Below are 24369 nucleotides of genomic sequence, written 5' to 3' on the forward strand. Positions count from 1 at the left end.
CCTACCTTGATGTCGCCTCAGTCACATCGGGAACAATTGGCCGCCCGCGGACGTACAAGCGTCCCACGAGGGCGGTAAGGTGCCGCGTTTGCCGGGGCAGTTTCACGAGGGGGTGGGGGCGCCTCGGCGGATGGTCGTTCCCCTGCGGTTCGGGTCAGGGAGAAAAGTCCGTCAGAACGGGAACCGATACGTCGTCGCCGGCGTTACTTACGCCAAGTGACACATCGATACAGGAGAGTGAACACCGATGGCCACCGACTACGACGCCCCGCGTCGCGACGAGGTCGACCTCGGCGAGGACAGCCTCGAGGAACTCAAGGCCCGCCGCGCCGACTCGCAGTCGGGCGCAGTGGACGTCGACGAGGTCGAGGTCGCGGAGAGCTTCGAGCTCCCCGGCGCTGACCTGGCCGACGAGGAACTGACCGTCAAAGTGCTGCCGATGCAGACCGACGAGTTCCGCTGCGCCCGTTGTTTCCTCGTGCATCACCGCAGCCAGCTGGCGGTCGAACGCAACGGGGAACTGATCTGCCGCGAGTGCGCCTGACCCGCGTACCCGTCGCAGGAGAGACACCTACCCGGCCGTCGCCGACGGCCGGGCGCCGAACGGACGCCGGTGTGGCGTACGCGCGGCGTGTGACCCGTGTGCCCGCCCCTCCGGCGGGGTAAAGGGTCGCTGACGGCAGACGAACGGGGAGGTCGACCACCATGAGCCGCCCAGATGAGAACTCGGCACCGACCGCAGAGCCGGGGCATGAGCTCATGAAGGTCGACCCGGCAGAGCCGCAGGGGGCGGTCGATGCCGAGATCGGCGCGACCGTGGCCGCGCTGACCGCCGACGACCTGGAGCCGGAGAAGCGCCGGCGCCTGCTCGGCCGGCTGGTCGGCGACGTCCGCCGCCGCGGGCTGGGGCAGATGTTCCGGCCGAAGGCGGCGATCCGGTGGATGGCCGACGTGGTCGCCGACGTGGCGCCGCACGTGCCGATCCGTGACCTCGAGACGCTGCGCCGGCACTTCGACGGCCTCGACGGCGACGACCTCGCCGAGCGCCTCGTCCGCAACGCCGCCCGGGCGACGGCCGGGGTGGGCGCGGCCGGCGGCGGCGTGGCCTCGCTGGAGTGGGCCGTGGCGCCCACGCTGCTCTCGGCGCCCGTCCTGCTCGCCGCGGAGACGATCGCCGTGGTCGCCATCGAGCTGAAGCTGATCGGCGAGCTGCACGAGGTGTACGGCCGGCCGGTCGCCGGTTCCGGCGGGCAGAAGGCGGCCGCCCTGATCCAGTCCTGGTCCGGCGGGCGCGGCGTGAACCCGCTCGTGCCGGGCGTCGGGGTCGCGACGGTGCTCGGCACGGCGGCCCGCAAGGAGCTCCAGTCGTCCCTGCTGCGCCGCTTCGGGCGCAACCTGACCACGATGGGACCGCTGCTCACGGGAGCGGCCGTGGCGGGCTACCTGAACCGCCGCGCCACGCACAACCTCGGCGAGAAGCTCACCAAGGACCTCCGCAAGAACCGCCCGGCGCTGCCCTAGGGTCGGCTGCGGGCCGCCAGCAGCGCGGTTGCCAGCTCGACCGGGTGACGCGTGCTGACCACCCAGAACGGGGTGGGGTCGGCGGGGTCGTCGAGCACCACCTGTACGGCGCCCTTGATCCAGGGGCGCTGCACCACGAAGGCGAGCGGGTGGGATCCCACGCCCAGCACCTCGCGCTTGCCGTCCGCGTCCAGCGCGACGACGTCGGCGATCACCGCCAGCGGGAGTCGCGCGTCGTCCACCTGGAATTCCGTCGCCGTGACCGCCACCGGGATGCGCCCCAGCCACCACGGCAGCAAGGCGGAGAGCGGGAGCAGGACGGCGAACGGCAGCCAGGCGCGTACGCCCCCGCCGCCCATCCAGATCTCGGCCGCCAGCAGGAATCCGACCCCGAGCGCGACCGGCCACATCCACCACGGTGCGCGCAGCCGTTCGGCGTACGCCGCGGCCGCGACCGTGCGCGCGGAGGGCTCGGGTGTCACGCTGGTGAGGGTACGGCGCGCCTCCGTCCGCGCTGACGGCAGGATGGCAGGGTGAGTGCCGCCCCGATCCGCTCGACGTGAAGGACTTCCGCGTGGACATCCAGGTCCGACTCCTCGACCCCGGCCTGCCGCTGCCGGCGTACGCCCACCCCGGTGACGCCGGTGCCGACCTGTACGCGGCCGAGAGCGTGGAGCTGGCCCCCGGGGAGTGGAAGCTCGTGCCGACCGGTGTGGCGATCGCGCTCCCGGAGGGCCACGTCGGGCTCGTGCACCCGCGCTCGGGGCTGGCCGCCCGCCTGGGCGTGACGGTCCTCAACGCGCCCGGTACGGTCGACGCCGGTTACCGCGGCGAGATCCTGGTGAATCTCATCAATCACGACCGGGAGAACACCGTCAAGATCTCCCGGGGTGACCGCATCGCCCAGCTGGTCGTCCAGCGGGTCGAGCGGGCCGTGTTCCGCGTCGTCGACGAGCTCGCCGGCAGCGCGCGCGGCGCGGGCGGCCACGGCTCCACCGGCGGCCACGGTGCGCTGCCGGAGCAGGGTAAGGGATCCGCGGACGCGCCGGCCGCGCCCGGAGCCCACTGACGGATCCCGCAGGCCGGGCCCGGCGACGGCCCGGCGCAGCAGAAGCTTGACGATCGGGAAGGTGGCAAGCAGATGTTCTCCCGCAAGCGCGGAGGCCCGCGGCACGTACGCCCGGACGACGCGCCCCAGTCGGCGGCCCTCGCCCAGAGCATGGGTGACCTGCCGCCGGCGCCCGAGTTCGGCCCCTGGGACGGCGCGCAGGCGCCCGAGGGGGTCCAGCGTCTCGACCTCGGCAGCCTGCTGATCCCCGCGGTCGAGGGGGTCGAGGTGCGGGTGCAGGCCAACCCGGACGGCGGGGTCGAGCAGGTCGTGCTCGTGCACGGCAACAGCGCCCTGCAGCTGGGCGCGTTCGCGGCGCCGCGTACCGAGGGGATCTGGGACGAGGTCCGCGAGGAGATCGCGACGGCGATGAAGGCCGACGGTGCGTCGCCGGTCGAGTTCGAGGGGCCGTACGGCGTCGAGCTGGCGGCACGGGTCAACACGCCCGAGGGCCCGGCCGACGTCCGTTTCGTCGGCGTGGACGGTCCGCGCTGGATGGTCCGGGCGCTGTTCCAGGGGCTCGCGGCCGCCGATCCCGGCCAGGAGGGCGTGCTCGGCGAATGCCTGCGCGGGCTGGTCGTGGTCCGGGACAACGAGGCGCGCCCGGTGCGTGAGGCCCTGCCGCTGCGGCTGCCGCGGGAGATGGCCGAGGCCGCCGAGGAGCACGTCCACGAACACGAGGACCCGACGCCGCCGGACGTGGCGCGCAACCAGCAGATGCCGGGTACGAACGGACGCCACGCGCGCTGACCGGTGCCCGCTGGTCGAGGTGATCCCCGGTGACCTAGGTCACCGGGGTGCTTCCGGCGTACCGTGGAGTTGCGGTCCCTGCCCACACTGGGGCCGTCCGCCGGTGCCCCGCCGTCGGTTCCCCGTGGCGTGCCTACCAGAGGTGGCAGAGGGTCATGACGACCGATCAACGCACCGGCCTGCGCCGGTTCTTCGAACGGCTGACCGCCTCCGAGGAGGAGCTGGACGCCGAGGAGCTGCAACGCGACAGCGCCAAGTGCGGAGCGATGCCGGCCGGACAGTGCCGCCGCGGCCAGGTCGTCTCCGTGTCGGGGCGGCTGCGCACGGTGGCGTACACTCCCCGGACCAACCTGCCGACGCTCGAGGCGGACCTCTGGGACGGCAGTGACGTGGTCACGCTCGTCTTCCTGGGCCGGCGCTCGATCGTGGGCATCGAACCGGGACGTCAGCTCACCGCGCGCGGCCGGATCGCGATCCGGGACGACCGCAAGGTCATCTACAACCCGTACTACGAGCTGGAGGCGCCCCGGTGACACCCGGCAGCGAGCCCCGTCACGCCGCGCACGAAACGGTCGAGGAGCGGGTCGCCGAGGAGGTTGTCGAGGAACTCGATCTGCATCCGGTGCCGGAGCCGGAGGAGGCGGACGAGCCCCTGCCCTCGATGAGCGAGCAGATCTCCGAGCAGCTCGGCGGGGTACGCGGGCTCATCGAGTCGAGCGTGCCGGTGCTGGCGTTCGTGCTGCTCAACGTGCTGCTCGGGGACGCCGGGCTGGATCTGCCGAAGAAGACCGCGCTGTATTGGGCGATCGGCGGCAGCGTGGGCTCCGCGCTGGCCATCGGGGCGTACAGGCTGAGCCGCAAGCAACCGATCCGGCACGCGGTCAACGGCCTGTTCGGCATCGCGATCGGTGCGTACCTCGCGTGGCGCACCGGCGACGCGAAGAACTTCTACCTGCCGGGCATCCTGCTCACGCTGGGACAGGTGGTGGTGCTGATCGCCTCGGTCGCGGTCCGCCGCCCGATCATCGGGTACGTGTGGGGCGTGCTGGCCAACGGCGGGAAGCACGACTGGTTCGACAACCCGCGGCTGTTCCGTACGTTCCAATGGCTGACCCTGGTCTGGGCCGCGTCGCTGTTCATCCGCGCCGGCGTGCAGGGCTGGCTCTACCTCGCCGACCAGGCCAACGCGATCGGCATCGTGCGTGTGCTGATCAGCTGGCCCATCTACGCGGCGACGTTCGCCTTCACCGCCTGGGCCGTGCACCGGGTGACGTCGGCCCAGACGGACGAGAAGCAGCCGACCGAGGCGGTCTAGCCGAGGTCGCCGGTCTTGCCGAGGACGACCGCGCGGACGGCGTCCTCGACCTCGGTCGTGCACACGAAGATCAGCTCGTCGCCCGCCTCCAGCGGGTCGTCCGGGGTGGGCACCAGCACACGCTTGCCGCGCAGCACCGCCACCAGCGCCGAGTCGCGGGGCATCGGCACCGAGCGGACCGGCTGGCCCACGTACGGCGCGTTCGCCGGCAGGGTGATCTCCACGAGGTTGGCCTCGCCCTGGCGGAACGTCATGATGCGCACCAGATCGCCGACCGTCACCGCCTCCTCGACGAGGGCCGCCATCAGCCGCGGCTTGCTCACCGAGACGTCCACGCCCCACTGCTCGGTGAAGAGCCACTCGTTCTCGGCGCGGTTCACCCGGGCCACGACCCGGTTGACGGCGAACTCGGTCTTGGCGAGCAGCGACACGACGAGGTTGGCCTTGTCGTCGCCGGTGGCGGCGATGACCACGTCGCAGCCGGCCACGTCCGCCTCCTCGAGGCTGCTGACCTCGCACGCGTCCGCCAGCACCCACTCGGCCTCCGGCACCCGTTCGGGGCGCAGCTGGCGGGGCTGGCGCTCGATCAGCATGACCTGGTGGCCGTTGCCGATCAGCTCGCTCGCGATCGAGCGGCCGACGTTGCCGGCGCCCGCGATGGCGATCCGCATGTCAATGACCCCCCACGCCGGTGCTCGCGGCGGCCGCGAGCACGTCGTCGACGATGTCGTCGGTGACCAGCACGAAGACCTGGTCGCCGTCCTGGATGACGGTGGAGGGTGTGGCCAGCGAGCCGATGCCGAACCGCATGAGGTACGCCACCCGGGCCCCGGTGCCCTCCTCCAGCGTCTTGATCGTGCGGCCCACCCAGTCGCGGTGCAGCGGCGCCTCGACGATGGAGACGGCGCTGGTCGGGTCGCGGAACACCTCGACGGTGCCCTCGGGCACGAGGTGGCGCACCATCCGGTCGGCGGCCCAGCGGATCGTCGCCACGGTGGGGATGCCGAGCCGCTCGTAGACCAGTGCCCGGCGTGCGTCGTAGATGCGGGCGACCACGCGGGAGACGCCGTACGTCTCGCGGGCCAGCCGGGCCGAGATGATGTTGGAGTTGTCGCCGCTGGAGACCGCCGCGAAGGCGTCCGCGCGCTCGATGCCGGCCTGGCGCAGCACGTCGCGGTCGAAGCCGATCCCGGTCACCGTGATCCCGCCGAATTCCGCACCGAGCCGTCGGAAGGCGTCGGAATTCTGGTCGATGATCGCGACCGAGTGGCCGCGGGCGTCGAGTTTGTGGGCCAGCGTCGAGCCGAGCCGGCCGCAGCCCATGATCACCACGTGCAAGGTTTCACGCCTTCCCACTGAATGCGTACGTGCAGAGCGTGCCATGCCCGCGCGACGCATGCTGGCCGGGGCGGCCGACGGCGTGGCGGATACCGCCGTACGCTTGGCGCTTGTGGCAAGTTCGACGTCCCTAGCCAAGCGCCTGCTGCTCGGCCGGCCTTTCCGGTCCGACAGGCTGCAGCACACGCTGCTGCCCAAGCGCATCGCGCTTCCCGTGTTCGCGTCGGACGCGCTCTCGAGTGTCGCGTACGCGCCCGACGAGATCCTCCTGACGCTGTCGATCGCCGGTGCGACCGCGTTCGCCATCTCTCCCTGGATCACGCTGGCCGTGGCGGTGGTGATGATCACGGTCGTGGCGAGCTACCGGCAGAACGTGCACGCGTACCCGTCCGGGGGTGGCGACTACGAGGTGGCGACGGTCAACCTCGGGCCCAAGTTCGGCGTGGCGGTGGCCAGCGCGCTGCTGGTCGACTACATCCTCACGGTGGCGGTGTCGGTCAGCGCCGGCGTGCAGAACCTGGGCTCGGTGGTGCCGTTCGTCGCCGAGCACAAGATCGGCATCGCGATCGCCGCGGTGGCCCTGCTCGCGTCGCTCAACCTGCGCGGGCTGCGGGAGTCCGGCACGGCGTTCGCGGTACCGACGTACGCGTTCATCATCATCGTGCTCGGCATGATCATCACTGGGATGGTCCGGGTCTTCGTGCTCGGCCAGGACCTCCGCGCCCCCAGCGCGGATCTGGTCATCGACGCCGAGGCACACCATCTGACCAGCTTCGCCTTCGTGTTCCTGCTGCTGCGGACGTTCTCCTCCGGCTGCGCGGCGCTGACCGGCGTCGAGGCCATCTCCAACGGCGTGCCCGCGTTCAAGCCGCCGAAGAGCAAGAACGCGGCCACCACGCTGCTGCTGCTCGGCGGCATCGCGATCCTGATGCTCATCGGGATCATCATGCTGGCCCGCGCGACGCATCTGCAGTTCGTCGAGGACGCGTCGCAGATCGTCGGCGGCCCGCCGGACTACGTCCAGAAGACGGTCACCACCCAGCTCGGCGAGACCGTCTTCGGCGAGGGCTCGATCCTGCTCTACCTCGTCGGCGCGGTCACCGCCCTGATCCTGTTCCTGGCCGCCAACACCGCTTTCAACGGCTTCCCGGTGCTCGGCTCCATCCTGGCCCAGGACCGCTACCTTCCGCGCCAGCTGCACACCCGCGGCGACCGGCTCGCCTTCAGCAACGGCATCATCTTCCTGGCCGTGGCCGCCGTCGTGCTCATCATGGCGTTCGACGCCGAGGTCACCCGGCTGATCCAGCTCTACATCGTCGGCGTCTTCGTGTCGTTCACGCTGTCGCAAGCCGGCATGATCAGGCACTGGAACAGGCTGCTGCGTACCCAGCGGGACCCGTTGAAGCGGCGCCAGATGTTCCGCTCGCGGGCGATCAACACCTTCGGCATGGCGATGACCGGCGCGGTCCTGATCGTCGTGCTGATCACGAAGTTCCTGCTCGGCGCGTGGATCGCCATCGCCGGCATGGTGCTGATCTACGTGCTCATGCTCGCCATCCGCAAGCACTACGTCCGGGTCGCCGAGGAGCTGCAACCCACCGAGGAACGCCCGGTGCTGCCGTCACGGAACCACGCGGTCGTACTGGTCAGCAAGGTGCACATGCCGACCCTGCGGGCGGTCGCGTACGCGCAGGCCACCCGCCCCGACACGCTGACCGCCGTCACGGTCAACGTGGACGACAAGGACACCCGCAAGATCCAGGCGGAGTGGGAGCGGCGGCAGATCCCGGTGTCGCTGACCGTCGTGGACTCGCCGTACCGCGAGATCACCCGGCCGATCATCGACTTCGTCAAGAGCGTGCGCCGCGGCTCGCCGCGGGACGTGGTCACGGTCTTCGTGCCCGAGTACGTCGTGGGCCGCTGGTGGGAGAACCTGCTGCACAACCAGAGCGCGCTGCGGATCAAGGGCCGGCTGCTGTTCGAGCCGGGCGTGATGGTGACCAGCGTGCCCTGGCAGCTGCGCTCCAGCCAGGACCGCGACCTCGAGCGGCTGGACCGGGACCTGAGCCGGGCACCCGCCCGCGGGCCGCGGACGCGCCGTACCGACCTGAACTCGAAAGGTGGCACGTCGGCTGCTCCGGCGTCCACGGAGCCCGCCGCGACCGGGGCGGACGAGGCCCGATGAGTTCCCCGTACGGCATCGAGGACCTGGTCGAGGGGGACCGCGTCGAGCTCGTCGTCGGGGCGCCGGCGCACGGCGGGCACTGTGTCGCCCGGATCGGTGACGAGCACGGCCGGGTGGTGTTCGTCCGGCACGCGTTGCCGGGCGAGCGGGTCACGGCCGAGATCACCGAGCTGCACCGCGGGTACCTGCGCGCCGAGGCGGTGGCCGTCCAGCAGGCGTCGCCGGACCGGGTGACGCCGCCGTGCCCGTACGCCCGGCCCTTCGGTTGCGGCGGTTGCGACCTGCAGCACGTCGCGCCGGCCGCGCAGCTGGAGTGGAAGGCCGCGGTCGTGCGGGAGCTGCTCGGCCGCATGGGCGGCCTGAGCGCGACCCAGCTCGACGCCCTCGGGGTACGGGTGGAGCCGCTGCCCGGCGGCCCGCTGGGCTGGCGGTCGCGGATCCGGTACGCGGTCGACGCCGCCGACCGCCCCGGCCTGCTCAAGCACCGCTCCCACGAGGTCGTGCCGATCGACCGGTGCCGCATCGCGCACCCCCGCCTGCAGGAGCTCGACGTGACCGCGCGGCGCTGGCCGGACGCGGCCGCGGTGGAGGCGGTGGCGTCCACCGGCGGCGACGTGAGCGTGCTCGCCCGGCGGGCCGGGTCAACCGTGGCCACGCGGTCCACGGGGGAGGCTGCCCCGGCGACGGGCGACTGGCTGCTGGACGAGGTGCACGGGGGCGACCGCGCGCTGCTCGACGGTTCGGCCGAAGTGCGGGAGGTGGCCGCCGGCCGGGAATGGCACGTGCCGGCCGAAGGCTTCTGGCAGATCCACCCGGCCGCCGCGGACACCCTGGTCACCGCCGTCCTGGAGATGCTGCGGCCGGAGCCCGGCGAGGTCTCCTGGGACCTCTACGGCGGCGCGGGGCTGTTCGCCGCGGCCCTCGCCGAGCGCACCGAGGCCCGTACGACGGTGGTGGAGTCGTCCCCGGTCGGCGTGGCGGCGGCCCGTCGCAACCTCGCCACGCTGCGGCACGTCGAGGTCGTCGCGGCCAAGGTGGACGTCGCCCTGGCCCGTCGCCGGGTCGCCGGTCCCGTCGACGTGGTGGTGCTCGACCCGCCCCGCAGCGGTGCGGGGGCGAAGGTGGTGCGGGCGGTCGTGGCGGCGGGGCCCCGGGCCGTGGCGTACGTGGCCTGCGATCCGGCCGCTCTGGCCCGGGACGTGAAGACGTTCGCGGAGCTGGGGTTCCGGGTGACGGCGCTGCGGGCGTACGACTGCTTCCCGATGACGCAGCACGTGGAGTGCGTGGCGCTGCTGGAGCGCTGAGGTCAGCTGCCGGCTGTCCTGGCGGCCGGCTCGCGTTCCGTGCTGTCCCCGGCGTGGGCGTCGTCGGCCTCGTGGGCGTCGTGCGGGTCGTCGTCGTAGCTGGTCTCGTCGAACGGGGCCGCGCCGGAGAGCACCGCGTCGACCTGCTCCCGGTCGATCTCGTTCGTCCACGTGCCGACGAGGACCGTGGCGACGGCGTTGCCGGCGAAGTTGGTGAGTGCGCGGGCCTCGGACATCAGCCGGTCGATGCCGACGATCAGGCCGACGCCGGGCACCAGGTCGGGCCGGTGGCTCTGCAGGCCGCCGGCGAGCGTGGCGAGGCCCGCGCCGGTGACGCCGGCCGCGCCCTTCGAGGCGACGATCATGAACAGCAGCAGGCCGATCTGCTGACCCACGGAGAGCGGCTTGTCCAGCGCGTCGGCGATGAACAGCGAGGCCATCGTCAGGTAGATCGCGGTGCCGTCGAGGTTGAACGAATAGCCGGTGGGCACCACGATGCCGACCACCGGGCGGCTGACGCCGAGGTGGCCCATCTTGGCGATCAGCCGGGGCAGCGCGGACTCCGACGAGGAGGTCGAGAGGATCAGCAGGAACTCGCGGGCGAGGTAGCGCAGCAGCTTGAAGATCGAGACGCGGGCGATCAGCCGCAGCAGCAGCCCGAGCACCACGAAGATGAACAGCGCGCAGGTCACGTAGAAGCCGACCATGATGGCGGCGAGGCTCTTGAGGGCGTCGAAGCCGGTCGCGCCGACCACGGCGGCCATCGCGCCGAACGCGCCGATCGGGGCCAGCCACATGATCATCGCGAGGATCTTGAAGACCAGGCGCTGGATCACGCCGATCGCCCGGATCACCGGCTCGCCGGAGCGGCCGATGGCCTGCACCGCGAAGCCGACGAGCAGGGCCACCAGCAGCGTCTGCAGCACCTCGCTGGTGGTCAGCGCGCCCAGCAGCGAGTCCGGGATGATGCCGAGCAGGAAGTCGACGGTCGACTCGGCCTCGCCGCTGACCTGGGCCTGACCGGTCTTGGCCAGCTCGGCGCTCAGGTGCAGCCCGGAGCCGGGGTGCAGGATGTTGCCGACGACCAGCCCGATCGCGAGCGCGACCGTACTCATGATCAGGAAGTAGCCGAGCGCCAGCCCGCCCACCCGGCCGACCTGCGCGGCGCGACGGATCGAGCCGACGCCCAGCACGATCGTGCAGAAGATCACCGGGGCGATCATCATCCGGATCAGCGCGACGAAGCCGGTGCCCAGCGGGCGCAGGTCCTTGCCGAACTCCGGGAACAGGAAGCCGACGGCGATGCCCAGGGCCATCGCCACCAGCACGGCGATGTAGAGCAGATGACTGCGGTCGCGGCGGGCGGCGGGCGGGGCATCGACGGTCATGGCTCCTTCCTACCGCAAGCTGTGACCTGAGTCACGATCTAGCGAATGTGCAGGTTTTGTGGAGGAGGTCGCACTAGCCGTTCGCGCCGGATGCGTACGGGCCGTACGCCGATAGACTGACTCCTCATGAGCGAGCGCAGTGATCAGACGACGACCGGCATCCTCGGCACGATCGCCACGCCGGGCGACCTCAAGCGCTTGAGCCCTGAGCAGCTCACCCTGCTCGCCGCCGAGATCCGGGACTTCCTGGTGGCCAAGGTCTCGCGCACCGGCGGCCACCTCGGGCCCAACCTGGGCGTGGTGGAGACGACGCTGGCGCTGCACCGGGTCTTCGACTCCCCGCGCGACCGGATCCTGTTCGACACCGGCCACCAGGCGTACGTGCACAAGATCGTGACCGGCCGCCAGGACGGCTTCGACCTGCTGCGCCAGCGTGGCGGCCTCTCCGGCTACCCGAGCCGGGCCGAGAGCGAGCACGACCTCATCGAGAATTCCCACGCCTCCACCGCGCTGTCGTATGCGGACGGCATCTCCAAGGCGTTCGCGCTCCGCGGCGAGGACCGGCACGTGGTGGCCGTGGTCGGCGACGGCGCGCTCACCGGCGGCATGTGCTGGGAAGCGCTCAACAACATCGCCGGGGCGAAGAACAAGCTGGTCATCGTCGTCAACGACAACGGCCGGTCGTACGCGCCGACGATCGGCGGCCTCGCCGACCACCTCTCCACGCTGCGCCTCAACCCCGGCTACGAGCGCGTGCTGGACCTGGTGAAGAACGCGCTCGGTTCGACGCCGGTGGTGGGCAAGCCGGCGTACGAGGTGCTGCACGCGGTCAAGAAGGGCATCAAGGACGCGGTCAGCCCGCAGCCGATGTTCGAGGACCTCGGCATCAAGTACATCGGCCCGGTCGACGGCCACGACCACCAGGCCATGGAGTCCGCGCTGCGCCGCGCCAAGGGCTTCAACGCGCCGGTCATCGTGCACGCGGTGACCCGCAAGGGCTACGGCTACCGGCCCGCCGAGGACGACGAGGCCGACTGCCTGCACGGCCCGGGCAGCGCGTTCAGCATCGAGACCGGCAAGCTGCTGGCCGCCCCCACGGTGAAATGGACGCACGTGTTCGCCGAGGAGCTGGTCGCCATCGCCGACGAGCGCCCGGACGTCGTCGGCATCACCGCCGCGATGGCCGAGCCCACCGGCATCGCCGCGCTCGCGAAGAAGTACCCCGAGCGGGCGTACGACGTGGGCATCGCCGAGCAGCACGCGGCCACCTCCGCGGCCGGCCTCGCGATGGGCGGCCTGCACCCGGTCGTCGCCGTGTACGCCACCTTCCTGAACCGGGCCTTCGACCAGGTCCTGCTGGACGTGGCGATGCACGAGCTGCCGGTCACGTTCGTGCTCGACCGGGCGGGGATCACCGGCCCGGACGGCCCGAGCCACTACGGCATCTGGGACATGAGCGTCTTCGGCGTCGTCCCCGGCCTGCGCATCGCCGCCCCGCGCGACGCCGCCACGCTGCGCGAGGAGCTGCGCGAGGCGGTGGCCGTCGACGACGGGCCGACGATCGTCCGGTTCCCGACCGGCTCGGTCGCCGCGGACCTGCCGGCCGTGCGCCGCGCCGGCCCGGTGGACGTGCTCCACGAGGCCGAGCGCAAGGACGTGCTGCTGGTCGCGGTCGGCGCGTTCGCCAAGCTGGGCATGGAGGTCGCCGAACGGCTCGCCGAGCAGGGGTACGGCGTCACGGTCGTCGACCCGCGCTGGGTGCGCCCGGTCCCGATCGAGCTCGTCGGGCTGGCCGGCCGGCACCGCCTCGTGGTCACGCTGGAGGACGGCGTACGGGCCGGCGGCGTGGGCGAGGCCGTGGCCGCCACCCTGCGCGACGCGGGCGCCGACCTGCCGGTGCGCGGCTTCGGCGTGCCGACCGGCTTCCACCCGCACGGCAGCCGCGCCGAGATCCTGGCCTCGCTGGGGCTCACGGCGCAGGATGTCGCGCGGGACGTCACCGAGTGGGTCTCGAAGCTCGAGGCGGCCCCGGGCGAGCCGCAGCCGGCGTCGTAGCCGTCGCTCGGCGCGCACTTTCGTTATAGAGCCGTTACCTTTGAGGGTATGGCGGCGGAGACGTTCGAGGGTCCGACGGTAATCATCGACCTGGGGCTCGCGCGCGGGGAGCCCGACGAGTACGCCGCCCCCACCCGGTCCACGGTTCCGGACTGGTTCGCGCCCGTGCTGGTCGCCGTCCTCGTGCTGTTCGGCTCGACGGCCTCGGCAGCCCCGCCGCCGCCCGCGCTCACCCCGCTGCTGTCGCTGCGGGTGGGGCCGGCGGACCCGTACACGCTCACGGAGAACGGCGACCTGCTCGCACAGAGCCTCGGCGTGCTGACGTCGTACGACCTGCGCGACGGCCATCTGCGCTGGCAGGCGGGCTCGGCGATGCCGACCTTCCGGTTGCGTACGGGTGACGGGCTGATCCTGCTGCGGCCCTTCTCCGGCAACGCCCGCGTCGACCCGGGCACCACGGCGGTAGCGCTGGACAACGGCTCCGTGCGGTGGCGGCGCTCCGGCAGCGTCGTCACGGTGGCCGGCTCGTCCACCCTGCTCGCCGTCTCCAACGTGCGCAGCTTCTCCGGGCCGGGCCGGCGCGTGCAGGGCTCGGTCGAGGCGGTCGACCCGGCGACCGGCCGGACGACGTGGTCGGTGCCCGTGCCGTCCACGGCGGTGCTGCTCAGCGTGCCGGGTCCCACCGAGTCCCCGTGGCGGATGCTGCTGGTCCACGACGACCGCACCGCCGCCGTGCACGACCTCACCACGGGCGCGGAACTCGCCCGGGCCCAGCTGCCGCCCGCCGACTACGGCCCGGACAACCCCGTGCTCTCCGGCGGGCTCCTGCTGCTGCGGCACCCCACGCTGGGCGGCCGCATGGTCTCGGCGTTCGACCCGGTGACGCTGCAGCCCCGCTGGGTCCGCCCGGCCGGGTCCGCGTTCGGCATCACCACCTGCGGCGCGCTGGCCTGCCTCGCCGGTCCCGACGGTGTCCGGGCGATCGACCCCGCCGACGGCGCCCTGCGCTGGTATCGCCCGGCGTGGCGCAGCGTCGAGCAGCGCGGTGGCCTGGTGCTGGCGTCCGGCACCCCGGGCGGCGAGAACGATCCCGTGGGCGTGATCGACCCCGGCACCGGCGAGGTCGTCACCGGCCTGGACGGGTGGCGTCCGGTTCCCGGTGCGGGCGGCGGCGACCATCTTCTCGTGACGCGGACGGCGAGCGCGGGTGCCCGTACCATGGTCGCGGTCGCCGCCCCCGACGGCGCGCAACCGGAGCTCCTGGCCGACCTTCCCCCGGGCACCGGCGACTGCCAGGCCGTGCCGGCCCGGCTGGTCTGCCGGTCGACCTCCGGCGATCTCACGGTCTGGGCGTACCAGCGAAAGGGATAGGCGTGGCGCTGATCGAGCTGAGCCCCGAGACGCCGGCTGCGCCCGACCCGCCCGCCGCACCGCCCGCATACGTCTACCGCCGCCTCGGCCTCGCCCTGGCCGCCCTGCTGACCCTCGCGCTCGGCGGCGCGGCCCCCGTCTCCTCGCTGCTCTGGCAGCGCGCCGGCCGGGTGCCGGCCCCGGCCGGGACCGAGGTCCAGCTGCTCGGCGGCCGGCTCTACGCGCTGGACTTCCAGCAACGGCCACCGCTGGTCACGGCATGGTCGGCGGACCCGGTACGGCGGCTCTGGACAGCGCCCGGACCGCAGGGGAGCGAGGAGGAGCCGTACTACCTCACCGACGCCACGCCGGACCTGCTCATGGTGAACGTGCGCCGCTCGACCACCGTGCTGGACGCGCGGACCGGGGCGGTGCGGTGGCGCTCGGCGACACCCCTGCAACGGCTCGACGACCGGACCGGGCTGGTGCTGCGGGAGACCTTCCGCCCCGGCACCGAGTACGACGTCGACACCGGAGCGCCCGGCAGGCTGTACGGCAGCACCACCGAGCAGCTGCACACCGAGCCCGCCCGCAGCACCGCGATCGACGGGGTGGAGCTGGGCACCGGCCGGCGCCTCTGGTCCGCCTCGGTGCCCGGCTCGATCTCCACCGCCTGGACCGGCCGGGCCATCGTCGTGCTCTCCGCCGACCGGCTGACCGTGCGGTCACCCCGGGACGGCGCCGTGCTGCGCGAGCGGGCGGTGGCCCGGGTCGCCGGCGGGCTCCCGGTGTGGGGCGAGGCCGTCGGTGACGTGCTGCTCGTGCACTACGGCGGCTTCGGGGAGGGCGGCCCGGTCGTCGCGTACGCCGTCGACACGCTCGCACCGCTCTGGCAGCAGTACCAGCCCGATCCGCAGGGCAGCGCCGCGGCCTGCGCCGGGTTGCCCTGCGTCCGCAGCCTCACCGAGGTGCAGGTGGTGGACCCGCGGACGGGCCGGCTGCTGTGGCGGGCGGAGCCGGACACCGACCTGCTCGCCTTCGGCCCCGGCTCAGTCCTGGAGGTCCGGGGCCAGACCAGCCCGCTGCGCTCCGTCGAGCAGGCCACCGGGCGGGTGCTGGCCGACCTGAGCGGATGGCGCGGGTTCGTCGCGGTCCGCGGCGAGCGCGATGAGGCGTACGTGCTGACCCGGCCGGAACCGGACCTCAGCACGAGCGTCGGCGTCCTGCGGGCCGGCCGGACGGCGGTGCAGCCGCTCGGCCGCATCCCGCTGGCGGCCACGCAGTGCCAGGCGGACACCGCGACGGTCGCCTGCAGGGTCGGCGGCGGGATGGACGTGTTCCGCTACCGCGCCTGATGGTCGCCGCGTGACGTGACGTGGCGCACAATGACGGCGTGGGCGACGTCGTCATCGACCTCGGCGAGCTGCACGACGAGCAGCCGCTGCCGCCCGCTCCCGCGCACCGCCCGGCCCCCTTCCGCGCCGCGCTGGCCGGCGCCGCGGTCGCGCTGCTCCTGCTCGTCTCCGGCTCGGTACCGCGGCTGCCACCGGTCACCCCGACCGTCGTGGCCGCCCGCCTCGGCGACGCCATGTTCGTCGAGAAGGACCGGCTGTACCTGGTCAGCGCCCCGGAGGTCGGCTGGGTCACCGCGACGCAGAACCGGGTGGTCAGCACGTACGCGCTGCCCGCCGGCACCCTGCTGTCCCGGACGACGGCGGCGGTGACCGGCGGCGTCCTCGGCGTCACGTCGGCCGGGGACGCGATTCTGGTGTCGTACCAGGTCGACACGCTCGGCGCGGAGGCCACGGTCGCGGTCGAGGCCGGCACCGACCATGCCCGGTGGCGGGCACCGGCCCGGCTGCTCAGCGTGTCCCGCGCCGACAACGTGGCACTGCTGCGGGAGAACAGCCCCCAGTTCGGCCACCTCGACTGGTACGGCGTCGACCTCACCACCGGCCGCAACCGCTGGGTGCTGCGCCAGCCCGTCCTCGGGTACACCACGGAGGCCGGGTACGACGACGGCTTCCCGGGGCGCCTCGTCACCGCCACCGTCGCCGGCCACCTCGAGGTCCGCGACACGGTCACCGGCCGGGTCACCGCCACGCTGGACGTGCCGGCGCCGCCCACCTGGTCCCGCCGCGGCATCACGGTCTGGCCCGCCGGCGATCTCGTGCTCGTCGGCGGGCTCGGCGACGTCACCGCGTACGACCTCCGGGACCTGCGCGAACGCTGGCGCAACGACCTCGACCTCTCCGGCCGCTGGGTGCAGCCGGACTGCGCGGGCGGCATCTGCCTGTTCGGCTACCGCGGCGGTGTCCAGGTCGTCGACACGCTGACCGGCGCTTTCCGATGGTCCAGCGAGAGGTGGACGTGGGCCGAGCCCACCGGCCGGTACCTGCTCGTCACGGGCAACGAGGGGCTGGAGGCGCGATACCCGCTCGCCGTCGTCGACCCGGTGACCGGCGAACTGCACGGCGACTTCGGCACGTGGCGCTCCGTCGGCGAGGTACGCCCGGACGGCACGGTCATCGGGCTGCGGCAGCGGATCGGCGACGACGTCGTCTGGTACGCCCTTCTCGACCCGCGGACCCTGGCCGTCCGCGTGCTCGGCAAGGCCACCGGCGTCTCCGGAGACTGCCAGGGCACCGGTGACGTGCTCGTCTGCCGCGGCCTCGACGCCTCGGTCGCGATCTGGCCCCTGACCGATCCGGTGACCGACCGGTAGCCTGCACTTACAGCCTCTTAACGCGGCAGCGACGAAGCTGGTCGCCGGCTGACCCGATTTTTCGACAGGAGCCGCGGGTGCGCGTGCTGGTGGTGGAAGACGAACGGAACCTCTGCGACGCGATCGCGCGAGGTCTGCGCCGCAAAGGGATGGCGGTCGACGTCGCGTACGACGGCTTGGCCGGTCACGAGATGGCGTACGTGACCCGCTACGACGTGGTCGTGCTGGACCGGGACCTCCCGGGCATGCACGGCGACGAGATATGCGCGGCGCTGGTCGAGTCGGGCGCGCTCACCCGGGTGCTGATGCTGACCGCCAGCGGCACGGTCGCCGACCGGGTCGAGGGCCTGCAGCTGGGCGCCGACGACTACCTGCCCAAACCGTTCGCCTTCGACGAGCTCGTCGCCCGCGTGCAGGCGCTCGGCCGGCGCGCCACCCCGGCGGCCCCGCCCGTGCTCACCGTCGGCGACCTCGTGCTCGACCAGACCCGCCGGGTGGTCACCCGCGGCGGCGCCCCGGTGGACCTGACGAACAAGGAGTTCGGCGTCCTCGAGGAGCTGCTCAAGGCCCGCGGTGGCGTGGTGTCCAGCGAGGAGCTGCTCGAACGCGTCTGGGACGCCAACACGGACCCGTTCACGACGACCGTACGGGTCACCGTCATGACGCTGCGCAAGAAGGTCGGCGACCCGCCGCTGATCGAAACCGTGGTCGGCGCCGGATACCGGGTGCCCGAGCCGGTGATCGTCACGCCCGCCGGCGGCCTCGCGTGACCGTGTACGCCGGCCGGCAGGAACGGCTCGGGCTGCGGCCGACGCTCCGGCTGCGGCTCACCCTGCTCAACGGCATCCTCCTCGTCGGCGCCGGCGCCATCCTCGTCCTGCTCGCCTGGCTGCTCGTCGGCGACGCCCTGCACCCGGCGGACGAGCTGCAGCCCGGCACCCAGGTCGTGCTCTCCAACGGCGACCGCCTCGACGCGCTCACCTGGCAGACCCAGCTCGTCGAGCGCGCCTCCCGGGAACTGCTGGTCAAGGGCCTTGTCGCGCTCTTCGCCATCGGCATCATCGGCATCGCGGGCGCGTACGCGGTGGCCGGCCGGGCGCTGCGGCCGCTGCACAACGTGACCGCCACGGCCCGGCGCCTCGGCGAGGAGACCCTCGACGAGCGCATCCGCTACTCCGGCGCGGACGACGAGGTCGCCGAGCTGGCCCGCACCTTCGACGCGATGCTCGACCGCCTCGCCGGCGCGTTCGAATCCCAGAAACGCTTCGTCGCCAACGCGTCGCACGAGCTGAGAACGCCGCTGGCGGTGATGCGTACGGAGATCGACGTGACACTCAGCGATGACGAGGCGGACGTGGCCGAGTACCGGCGGATGGCCAAGGTCGTCCGCAACGCCTCGGAACGCGCCAACGGCCTCGTCGACGCGCTGCTGGTCCTGGCCCGCAGCGAGGCCCAGTCCGGCCGCCGCCTGGTCCGCAAGGTGCCCGCCGACCTGGCCACCAGCGTCTACAACGGGCTCTCCGCGGTCCGTGCCGAGGCGGAGCGGCTGAAACTGGACGTGACGACCGACCTGCAGGCCGCCAACGTGGTCGGCGACCCGAGCCTGCTCGACCGGCTCGCCGGCAACCTCATCGAGAACGCGATCCGCTACAACCACCTCATGGGCAAGCTGTGGCTGCGTACCGAGAACGTGGGCGGCCAGGCCCGGCTGGTGGTCGGCAACACGGGCTACGAGGTGGACCCGGGCGACGTGCCGGGCCTGTTCGAGCCGTTCCGGCGCGGCGGGTGGGAACGGACCGGGTCGCGCGGGTCGGGGCTGGGGCTGTCGATCGTCCGGGCGGTCTGCGACGCCCACGGCGGGACGGTGTCCGCGGTGGCGCAGCCCGGCGGCGGGCTCGAGGTCACGGTGAGCCTGCCGGCCGCCGACACGACCCCGGTGGTCGCGGCGACGGCCACCGTGCCGAAGGCCAAGGGGCTCGGGATCGCCCCGGGCTGATCCCGGGTTCCGGCCGGCCGGTCGGCCGGTCGGTCGGTCGGTCTCAGGCCGCCAGGCGCAGGTCGTCGTCGGCGCCGGTCTCGCGGCGGATCGTGCGCCAGCGGGAGACGCTGATGCCCAGCTCGGCGGCCAGCTGCGCGTCGGTCAGGTCCGGGCGGGAGGCCTTGATCTTCGCGGCCGCGGCGACCGTCTCGGCGGGGGAGCGGCGGGTCTTCGGCTTGGCCGGGCTCGCCGGTCCGGTGCGCGTAGTCGCCTGCGCGCGGGTCAGGACGGGCTTGAAAGAGGACGTTTCGGACGCCCGCGCTTTCGGCAGGCCGGCCTTGGGCGGGGTGGCCTTGGGCAGGGTGGCCGCGACCTCCGCCAGCGCCGCTGCTGTCGTCCGCCGCAACGCCGTCGGGGCTGGGGCCGCCGCCGGGGTCGGCATCGGCGCCGGGTTCGAGGACGTCGGTGCCGACGCCGGGGCCGGGACCGGGATCAGGCCGGGGACCGCCGGCTGTGCGGCCGGCGCCGTCTCGCGGCTCTCGCGTTCGATCGCGGAGATGCGGCCGCCCAGCTCGACCAGGCAGATGCTCGCCACCACGATCAGCCCGTCCACCGACAGCGGCAGCAGGTACGGCGACGCGCCGGTCTCGCCGTACCGGGCCGCGACGCCGGCCATGTGCCAGTACGACACCCAGGCCGCGATGCCCGCGATGGTGGCCGTGGCGACGAGGCGCGCGGCGGCCAGGGAGCGGCGGTGCACCGGGACGCGGGAGATCAGCTCGACGGTCAGCAGGAGCGCGAGCGGTGGCCAGGCGGCGATGGCCTGGCTGATCGGGTTGTCGAGGGCGTGCAGGATGTTGGCGACCACGGAGGCGGCGACGCCCAGCACCAGGGTCGCGCGTACCGCCCAGCGGACGCGGCGAAGTTGCGGGAGGATCACCGTGCGCTCCTCTGCCAGTCGATTCGGGTGATCACGGGCCCGGGCGGGCCCGGCGAATCATCCTGGCTGCTCGATGTTGCGGTACGGCATCGAGTGACGGAACGCACGGGACCGCGTCGCGTTCGTGTCGAAGGCGAGACGAACGTGTGACGCGGCCCCTCGGCGTGTCAGTTTGACTTCTTCTCGACCTGTGCCCGCAGCGCCGGGAACTCGGCCTTGGCGCTGCTCATCGACTTGTAGTACCAGATGACCCAGCCGACGCTGCCCTCGTCCGCCCAGCCGCACATGATCAGCGGGGCGCCGCCCGCCTCGCCGCGGCCGCACTTCGCCGCGCCGCCGAGCGCGCCCGGGTACGTCCGGGAGATGCCGGTCAGCTTGAGGCCGCCGACGCCCGCGCCGAGGAACGTGCCGTCGAGCTCGCGGGTGGGGTTGGTCACCTCCGCGGCCGCGGCGGCGACGATGACGATGTTCTGCTTGCTGGGGGTGCCGTACAGCGCGCCGACCGTGGCCGTGGCGTTGGGTACCTTCTTCAGGCCCTCCTCGAGCTGCCTGGCGGCCCCGGCGAACTGGGGATCCGTGAGCTTCGGCCGGCCGCCCAGCTTCGCGGGTTCCACGACGGTGATCGTCGGTGGAGGCGCCAGCGTGGGCTTCTCGGTCGGGAAGGTCGGCAGCGTCGGGTCCGGCGTCGCGGTGTCCCACGGCGTCGGGGCGGTCGTGACGACCACGTCCACGAGGTTGTCGGCGGTGTTGCGGCCGGCGAGGTAGACCGCCGTGCCGCCGCCCACGCAGAGCACCAGGAACACGGCGATGGACACCAGCGTGATCGGCAGCGCCCGCGACTTCGGGGCCGGCGGCGGAACCATCGCCGGCGGGTAGCCCATGGCCATGGGCGGGCCGGACTGCGGGTAGCCGGCCATCGGCGGACCGGACTGCGGGTAGCCGGGCTGCGCGTCGACCCGGGTGGGGTCGGGCTGCGGGTACGGCGGCTGCTGCCCGTACGAAGGCTGCGGCGGGTAACCGGGTGGGACCGACGCGGGCACGTCCGGGTTCGGCGGCGGGTAGCCGGGAGGGCCACCGTACGGCTGCTGCGGCGGCTGCCCACTTCCGGGCTGCTCGGGGTACGGCGGGCCCGGGTAGGGCGGCTGCGACATCAACGCTCCAACGATCGGCAGACTGCTCGCAGGAGCTTAGCCGCCGCCGTCCAAGTCAAGCCCTGTCCGACCGCCCCGCCGCCGCCCACAAACGGACTGAAGGCTGTCCCCTGTTCCGTGGGCCCCGACGCGCCGAAAGGATCAATCGTCGGGGCCCACGGAGGAGATCAGGACTTCTTCTCGATCTCGCCGCGCATCGCGACGAACTCCTTCTCGAGGTCCGCCTTGCCCTTGAACATCATGGCGATCATGCCGACGCTGCCGTTGTCGGACCAGACGCAGACGGCCATCGGTACGCCCGAGCTGTTGCTGTCGCCGCACTTGGCGATGCCGCCCAGCGGGCCCGGGTCGGTGTCGGAGAGGTCCTGGAGCTTGATGCCGCCCTGGCCGAGGCCCTCGGTGAACTCGTCGTAGCGGCTCTGCGGGGAGCCGTTGATCGACGAGGCGGCGGCCACCATGACGATGTCCTGCTTCTGGATGTCGCCGTAGATCGCGCCGACCGAGCCGGTCGAACCGGGGATCTTGGCCATCTCGCTGTCGAGGCCCTCGACGCTGCTCTGCAGGGCCGGGTCGCTTGCCTTGTCCCGGCCGCCGAGGGTCTGCGGCTCCACCACGGTGATCTTCGTGGCGTCGACGACCTGCTCGACCTTGTCCTTGGCCGCGAACACCGCGACGCCGATGCCGGCGACGCAGAGCACCGCGATCACCGCGGCGACGATGAGCACGATCTTCAGCGCCGACTTCTTCTTCGGCGGGGGCGCCGAACCGTACGGCGGCACGGCGCCACCGGGCTGCTGGTAGGAGCCGTCACCGGGCGGGTACGAGCCCTGGCCGGACGGCGGCGGGTAGGAACCCTGGTCGGACGGCGGCGGGTACGAGCCCTGGCCCGGCGGCGGGTAGGAGCCGGCGCCGGAGGAGGGCGGCGGGTAGCCACCGGCCCCCGAGGACGGCGGCGGGTATGAGCCGGGTGCCGCCGGCGGCTGGTAGCCGCCGCCCGACTCGGGGCCGGGCTGGCCGGGGTAGGGCTGGTACGGCGGCTGAGACATGAGCACTCCAGAACTAAGAACGTCAGCCGCAGGAGCGTACCGACCTGCGGCGACGTCGTGCGTCCCGTATCCGTCAGTTGAACAACACAGTGCTGTCACGAAGACGCCCCCGCACCTGGGAAAGGCGCGGGGGCGTCGATGCGTCGGCGGGTCAGGCGGGCAGGCTCGCCACGCCCCGCGGCAGGAAGCGCTTGCCGGTGACGCGCTCCGAGGTGCCGCTGCGGTCCAGGTACGGCGTCACGCCGCCCAGGTGGAACGGCCAGCCGGCGCCCAGGATCATGCACAGGTCGATGTCCTGCGCCTCGGCGACGACACCCTCGTCCAGCATCAGCCGGATCTCCTCGGCGAGCGCGTCGAGCGCCTTCTGGCGTACCTCGTCGCCGGTCAGCGGGGCGGAACCGCCCTCGATCAGCGCGACCACCTCGGGGTTGATCTCGTCGTCAGCCATCAGCGGCAGGCCGGCGTCGACGATCTTCTTGAGGTTGGGGCTGTCGCCGAAGCGGTCCGGGAACGCCTCGTGCAGCGTCTCGCCCACGTGGTACGCGACCGCCGGGCCGACCAGCTGGAGCAGCGCGATGGGACGCATCGGCAGGCCCAGCGGGTCGAGCGCGCTGTCGACCGTGGCCAGCGGCGTGCCGGCGTCGACAGCCTTGAACACCTCGCTGGTGAAGCGGGTGAGCAGGCGGTTCACCACGAACGCCGGGGCGTCCTTGACGAGCACGCAGCTCTTCTTGATCTCCTTGCCGACCGCGAACGCCGTGGCCAGCGTGGCGTCGTCCGTACGCTCGCCCTTGATGATCTCCAGCAGCGGCAGCACGGCGACCGGGTTGAAGAAGTGGAAGCCGACGACCCGCTCGGGGTGCTCGAGGTCGGCCGCCATCTCGGTCACCGACAGCGACGAGGTGTTGGTGGCGAGCACGGTCTCCGGCCCGACGATCTTCTCGAGCTCGGCCCAGATCTGCTTCTTGAGGTCCAGGTTCTCGAAGACCGCCTCGATCACGAAGTCGGCGTCGGCGAACACAGACTTGTCGACCGAGCCGCTGACCAGGCCGCGCAGCTTGGCCGCCGTACCCTCGTCCATCCGGCCCTTGCCGACCATCTTGTCGATCTGGCCGCGGACGTAGCCGACGCCCTTGTCCACCCGGGTCTGGTCGAGGTCGGTGAGCACGACCGGCACCTGCAGCCGCCGGGCGAAGAGCAGCGCCAGCTGGGAGGCCATGAGACCGGCGCCGACGATGCCGACCTTGGTGACCTTGCGGGCCAGCTCCTTGTCCGGTACGCCCACCGGGCGCTTCGCGCGGCGCTGGACCAGGTCGAACGCGTACAGGCTGGCCCGCGACTCGTCGCCCATGATGAGGTCGGCGAGGGCCTGCGTCTCGGCCGCCGTACCGTCGGTGAACGAGGCGTCCTTCGCGAGCGCGAGCAGCTCCAGGGCCTTGTTGGCCGAGGGGACCGCGCCGTGCAGCTTCTCGTCGAGCTGCTGCTTGGCGAAGAAGAGCACGCCCTCCCACATGTCCTTGTCGACCTCGGGGCGCTGCACCTCGATCTCGCCCTTGACCACGCCGGCCGCCCACTCGAGCGAGCGCTCCAGGAAGTCGGCCGGCTCGAACAGCGCGTCGGCGACCCCGAGCTCGGCGGCCTGCTTCGGCCGGAGCACCTTCTGGGTGAGCGGGTTCTGCAGGATGACCTGCGCCGCCCCCGGTACGCCGATGAGGTTCGGCAGCAGCTGGCTGCCGCCCCAGCCGGGCACCAGGCCGATCGCGACCTCGGGCAGGCCGAGCGCCGCCGCGCCGCCGGACACCGTGCGGTAGTGGCAGTGCAGCGACACCTCGAGGCCGCCGCCCAGCGCCGCGCCGTTGATGAACGCGAACGTGGGGATGCTGGAGTTCTTCAGCCGGGCGAAGACCCGGTGGCCCAGCTCGCCGAGGGCCACGGCCTGGTCCCGCTCGGTGATGAACGGCATGCCGGTGATGTCGGCGCCGACGCAGAAGATGTACGGCTTGCCGGTCAGCGCGATGAACGCCGGCTCGGCCTCGGTGGCCCTGGTGATCGCCTCGTCCAGCGACCGCAGGCCGGCGGGGCCGAAGCTGTTGGGCTTCTTGTAGTCGAAGCCGTTGTCGAGGGTGATCAGTGCGGCGGGCTTCTCCAGCCCCGGCACGCGGACCAGGCGTACGAGCGCCTTGGTCACGACCTCGTTGGGGTACTCAGGCAGAGC

General features: G+C 72.6%; 22 protein-coding genes. 14 read left to right on the forward strand and 8 right to left on the reverse strand.

From position 1 onward, the window contains the following. Positions 1-247 precede the first annotated feature (247 nt). On the forward strand, positions 248-544 hold the full coding sequence (locus tag IT780_RS09095) for a DUF4193 domain-containing protein (protein WP_023561654.1): 297 nt from the start codon (positions 248-250) through the stop codon (positions 542-544). Positions 545-759: 215 nt separating this feature from the next. Then, complete coding sequence (locus IT780_RS09100) at positions 760-1521, forward strand: hypothetical protein (protein ID WP_199511458.1); 762 nt, start codon at positions 760-762, stop codon at positions 1519-1521. Here IT780_RS09100 and IT780_RS09105 read toward each other — a convergent pair. Beyond that, on the reverse strand, positions 1518-2003 hold the full coding sequence (locus tag IT780_RS09105; protein WP_199511007.1) for a DUF3093 domain-containing protein: 486 nt from the start codon (positions 2001-2003) through the stop codon (positions 1518-1520). The two genes, IT780_RS09100 and IT780_RS09105, sit on opposite strands and share 4 nt — an antisense overlap. Before the next feature lie 92 nt (positions 2004-2095). Between IT780_RS09105 and dut the strand changes: the two genes are divergently transcribed. The 4 genes from dut to IT780_RS09125 all read left to right on the forward strand — a co-directional run bounded on the left by dut (position 2096) and on the right by IT780_RS09125 (position 4694). Beyond that, a complete protein-coding gene (dut, locus tag IT780_RS09110) occupies positions 2096-2590 on the forward strand; it encodes a dUTP diphosphatase (RefSeq protein ID WP_199511008.1) in 495 nt (164 codons plus the stop codon). A 72-nt stretch (positions 2591-2662) separates the two neighbouring features. Then, positions 2663-3379, forward strand: a complete 717-nt coding sequence (locus tag IT780_RS09115; RefSeq protein ID WP_199511009.1) for a DUF3710 domain-containing protein — start codon at positions 2663-2665, stop codon at positions 3377-3379. A 155-nt stretch (positions 3380-3534) separates the two neighbouring features. After that, complete coding sequence (locus IT780_RS09120) at positions 3535-3912, forward strand: OB-fold nucleic acid binding domain-containing protein (RefSeq protein ID WP_199511010.1); 378 nt, start codon at positions 3535-3537, stop codon at positions 3910-3912. Continuing rightward, entirely contained in the window at positions 3909-4694 is a 786-nt protein-coding gene (locus IT780_RS09125; RefSeq protein ID WP_199511011.1) for a DUF3159 domain-containing protein, read from the forward strand. The genes IT780_RS09120 and IT780_RS09125 overlap by 4 nt, the downstream gene beginning before the upstream one ends. Here IT780_RS09125 and IT780_RS09130 read toward each other — a convergent pair. Together IT780_RS09130 and IT780_RS09135 are read right to left on the reverse strand one after the other, a co-directional pair. Further along, entirely contained in the window at positions 4691-5365 is a 675-nt protein-coding gene (locus tag IT780_RS09130) for a potassium channel family protein (RefSeq protein WP_199511012.1), read from the reverse strand. The genes IT780_RS09125 and IT780_RS09130 overlap by 4 nt on opposite strands. Position 5366: 1 nt before the next feature. Next, positions 5367-6032 (reverse strand): potassium channel family protein, encoded by a 666-nt coding sequence (locus IT780_RS09135; RefSeq protein WP_199511013.1) that lies wholly within the window; start codon positions 6030-6032, stop codon positions 5367-5369. Positions 6033-6144: 112 nt separating this feature from the next. Between IT780_RS09135 and IT780_RS09140 the strand changes: the two genes are divergently transcribed. Beyond that, a complete protein-coding gene (locus tag IT780_RS09140; protein ID WP_199511014.1) occupies positions 6145-8217 on the forward strand; it encodes an APC family permease in 2073 nt (690 codons plus the stop codon). Beyond that, the gene (locus tag IT780_RS09145) at positions 8214-9521 is read left to right on the forward strand and encodes a class I SAM-dependent RNA methyltransferase (protein ID WP_199511015.1); all 1308 of its coding nucleotides are present in this window, start codon (positions 8214-8216) and stop codon (positions 9519-9521) included. The genes IT780_RS09140 and IT780_RS09145 overlap by 4 nt, the downstream gene beginning before the upstream one ends. 2 nt (positions 9522-9523) lie before the next feature. On the opposite strand, the gene IT780_RS09150 is transcribed toward IT780_RS09145, so the two are convergent. Beyond that, positions 9524-10909 (reverse strand): cation:dicarboxylate symporter family transporter, encoded by a 1386-nt coding sequence (locus IT780_RS09150; protein ID WP_199511016.1) that lies wholly within the window; start codon positions 10907-10909, stop codon positions 9524-9526. 126 nt (positions 10910-11035) lie between these two features. Here IT780_RS09150 and dxs point away from each other — a divergent pair, with 126 nt between their 5' ends. The 6 genes from dxs to IT780_RS09180 all read left to right on the forward strand — a co-directional run bounded on the left by dxs (position 11036) and on the right by IT780_RS09180 (position 19035). Further along, positions 11036-12964 carry a 1-deoxy-D-xylulose-5-phosphate synthase gene (gene dxs / locus IT780_RS09155; protein ID WP_199511017.1) on the forward strand — a complete coding sequence of 643 codons (1929 nt, stop codon included), beginning with the start codon at positions 11036-11038 and terminating at the stop codon, positions 12962-12964. A gap of 48 nt (positions 12965-13012) precedes the next feature. Continuing rightward, complete coding sequence (locus IT780_RS09160; RefSeq protein ID WP_199511018.1) at positions 13013-14335, forward strand: outer membrane protein assembly factor BamB family protein; 1323 nt, start codon at positions 13013-13015, stop codon at positions 14333-14335. 2 nt (positions 14336-14337) lie between these two features. Continuing rightward, a complete protein-coding gene (locus tag IT780_RS09165; protein WP_199511019.1) occupies positions 14338-15669 on the forward strand; it encodes a hypothetical protein in 1332 nt (443 codons plus the stop codon). 38 nt (positions 15670-15707) lie between these two features. Beyond that, positions 15708-17039, forward strand: a complete 1332-nt coding sequence (locus IT780_RS09170; protein WP_199511020.1) for a PQQ-binding-like beta-propeller repeat protein — start codon at positions 15708-15710, stop codon at positions 17037-17039. 77 nt (positions 17040-17116) lie between these two features. Continuing rightward, a complete protein-coding gene (locus IT780_RS09175; protein WP_199511021.1) occupies positions 17117-17809 on the forward strand; it encodes a response regulator transcription factor in 693 nt (230 codons plus the stop codon). 2 nt (positions 17810-17811) lie between these two features. After that, a complete protein-coding gene (locus IT780_RS09180) occupies positions 17812-19035 on the forward strand; it encodes a sensor histidine kinase (protein ID WP_372443673.1) in 1224 nt (407 codons plus the stop codon). Between the two features lie 43 nt (positions 19036-19078). On the opposite strand, the gene IT780_RS09185 is transcribed toward IT780_RS09180, so the two are convergent. The 4 genes from IT780_RS09185 to IT780_RS09200 form a co-directional block, all read right to left on the reverse strand. Further along, positions 19079-19957, reverse strand: coding sequence for a DUF2637 domain-containing protein (locus tag IT780_RS09185; RefSeq protein WP_307831104.1), 879 nt, complete (start codon positions 19955-19957; stop codon positions 19079-19081). Between the two features lie 167 nt (positions 19958-20124). Continuing rightward, the gene (locus IT780_RS09190; RefSeq protein WP_199511023.1) at positions 20125-21108 is read right to left on the reverse strand and encodes a hypothetical protein; all 984 of its coding nucleotides are present in this window, start codon (positions 21106-21108) and stop codon (positions 20125-20127) included. A 167-nt stretch (positions 21109-21275) separates the two neighbouring features. Next, positions 21276-22154, reverse strand: coding sequence for a hypothetical protein (locus tag IT780_RS09195; RefSeq protein WP_199511024.1), 879 nt, complete (start codon positions 22152-22154; stop codon positions 21276-21278). A gap of 151 nt (positions 22155-22305) precedes the next feature. Then, entirely contained in the window at positions 22306-24366 is a 2061-nt protein-coding gene (locus IT780_RS09200; RefSeq protein WP_199511460.1) for a 3-hydroxyacyl-CoA dehydrogenase NAD-binding domain-containing protein, read from the reverse strand. Positions 24367-24369 lie beyond the last annotated feature (3 nt).

The organism is Nucisporomicrobium flavum, from assembly GCF_016464385.1.
GTDB classification, from domain to species: domain Bacteria; phylum Actinomycetota; class Actinomycetes; order Mycobacteriales; family Micromonosporaceae; genus Actinoplanes; species Actinoplanes flavus_A.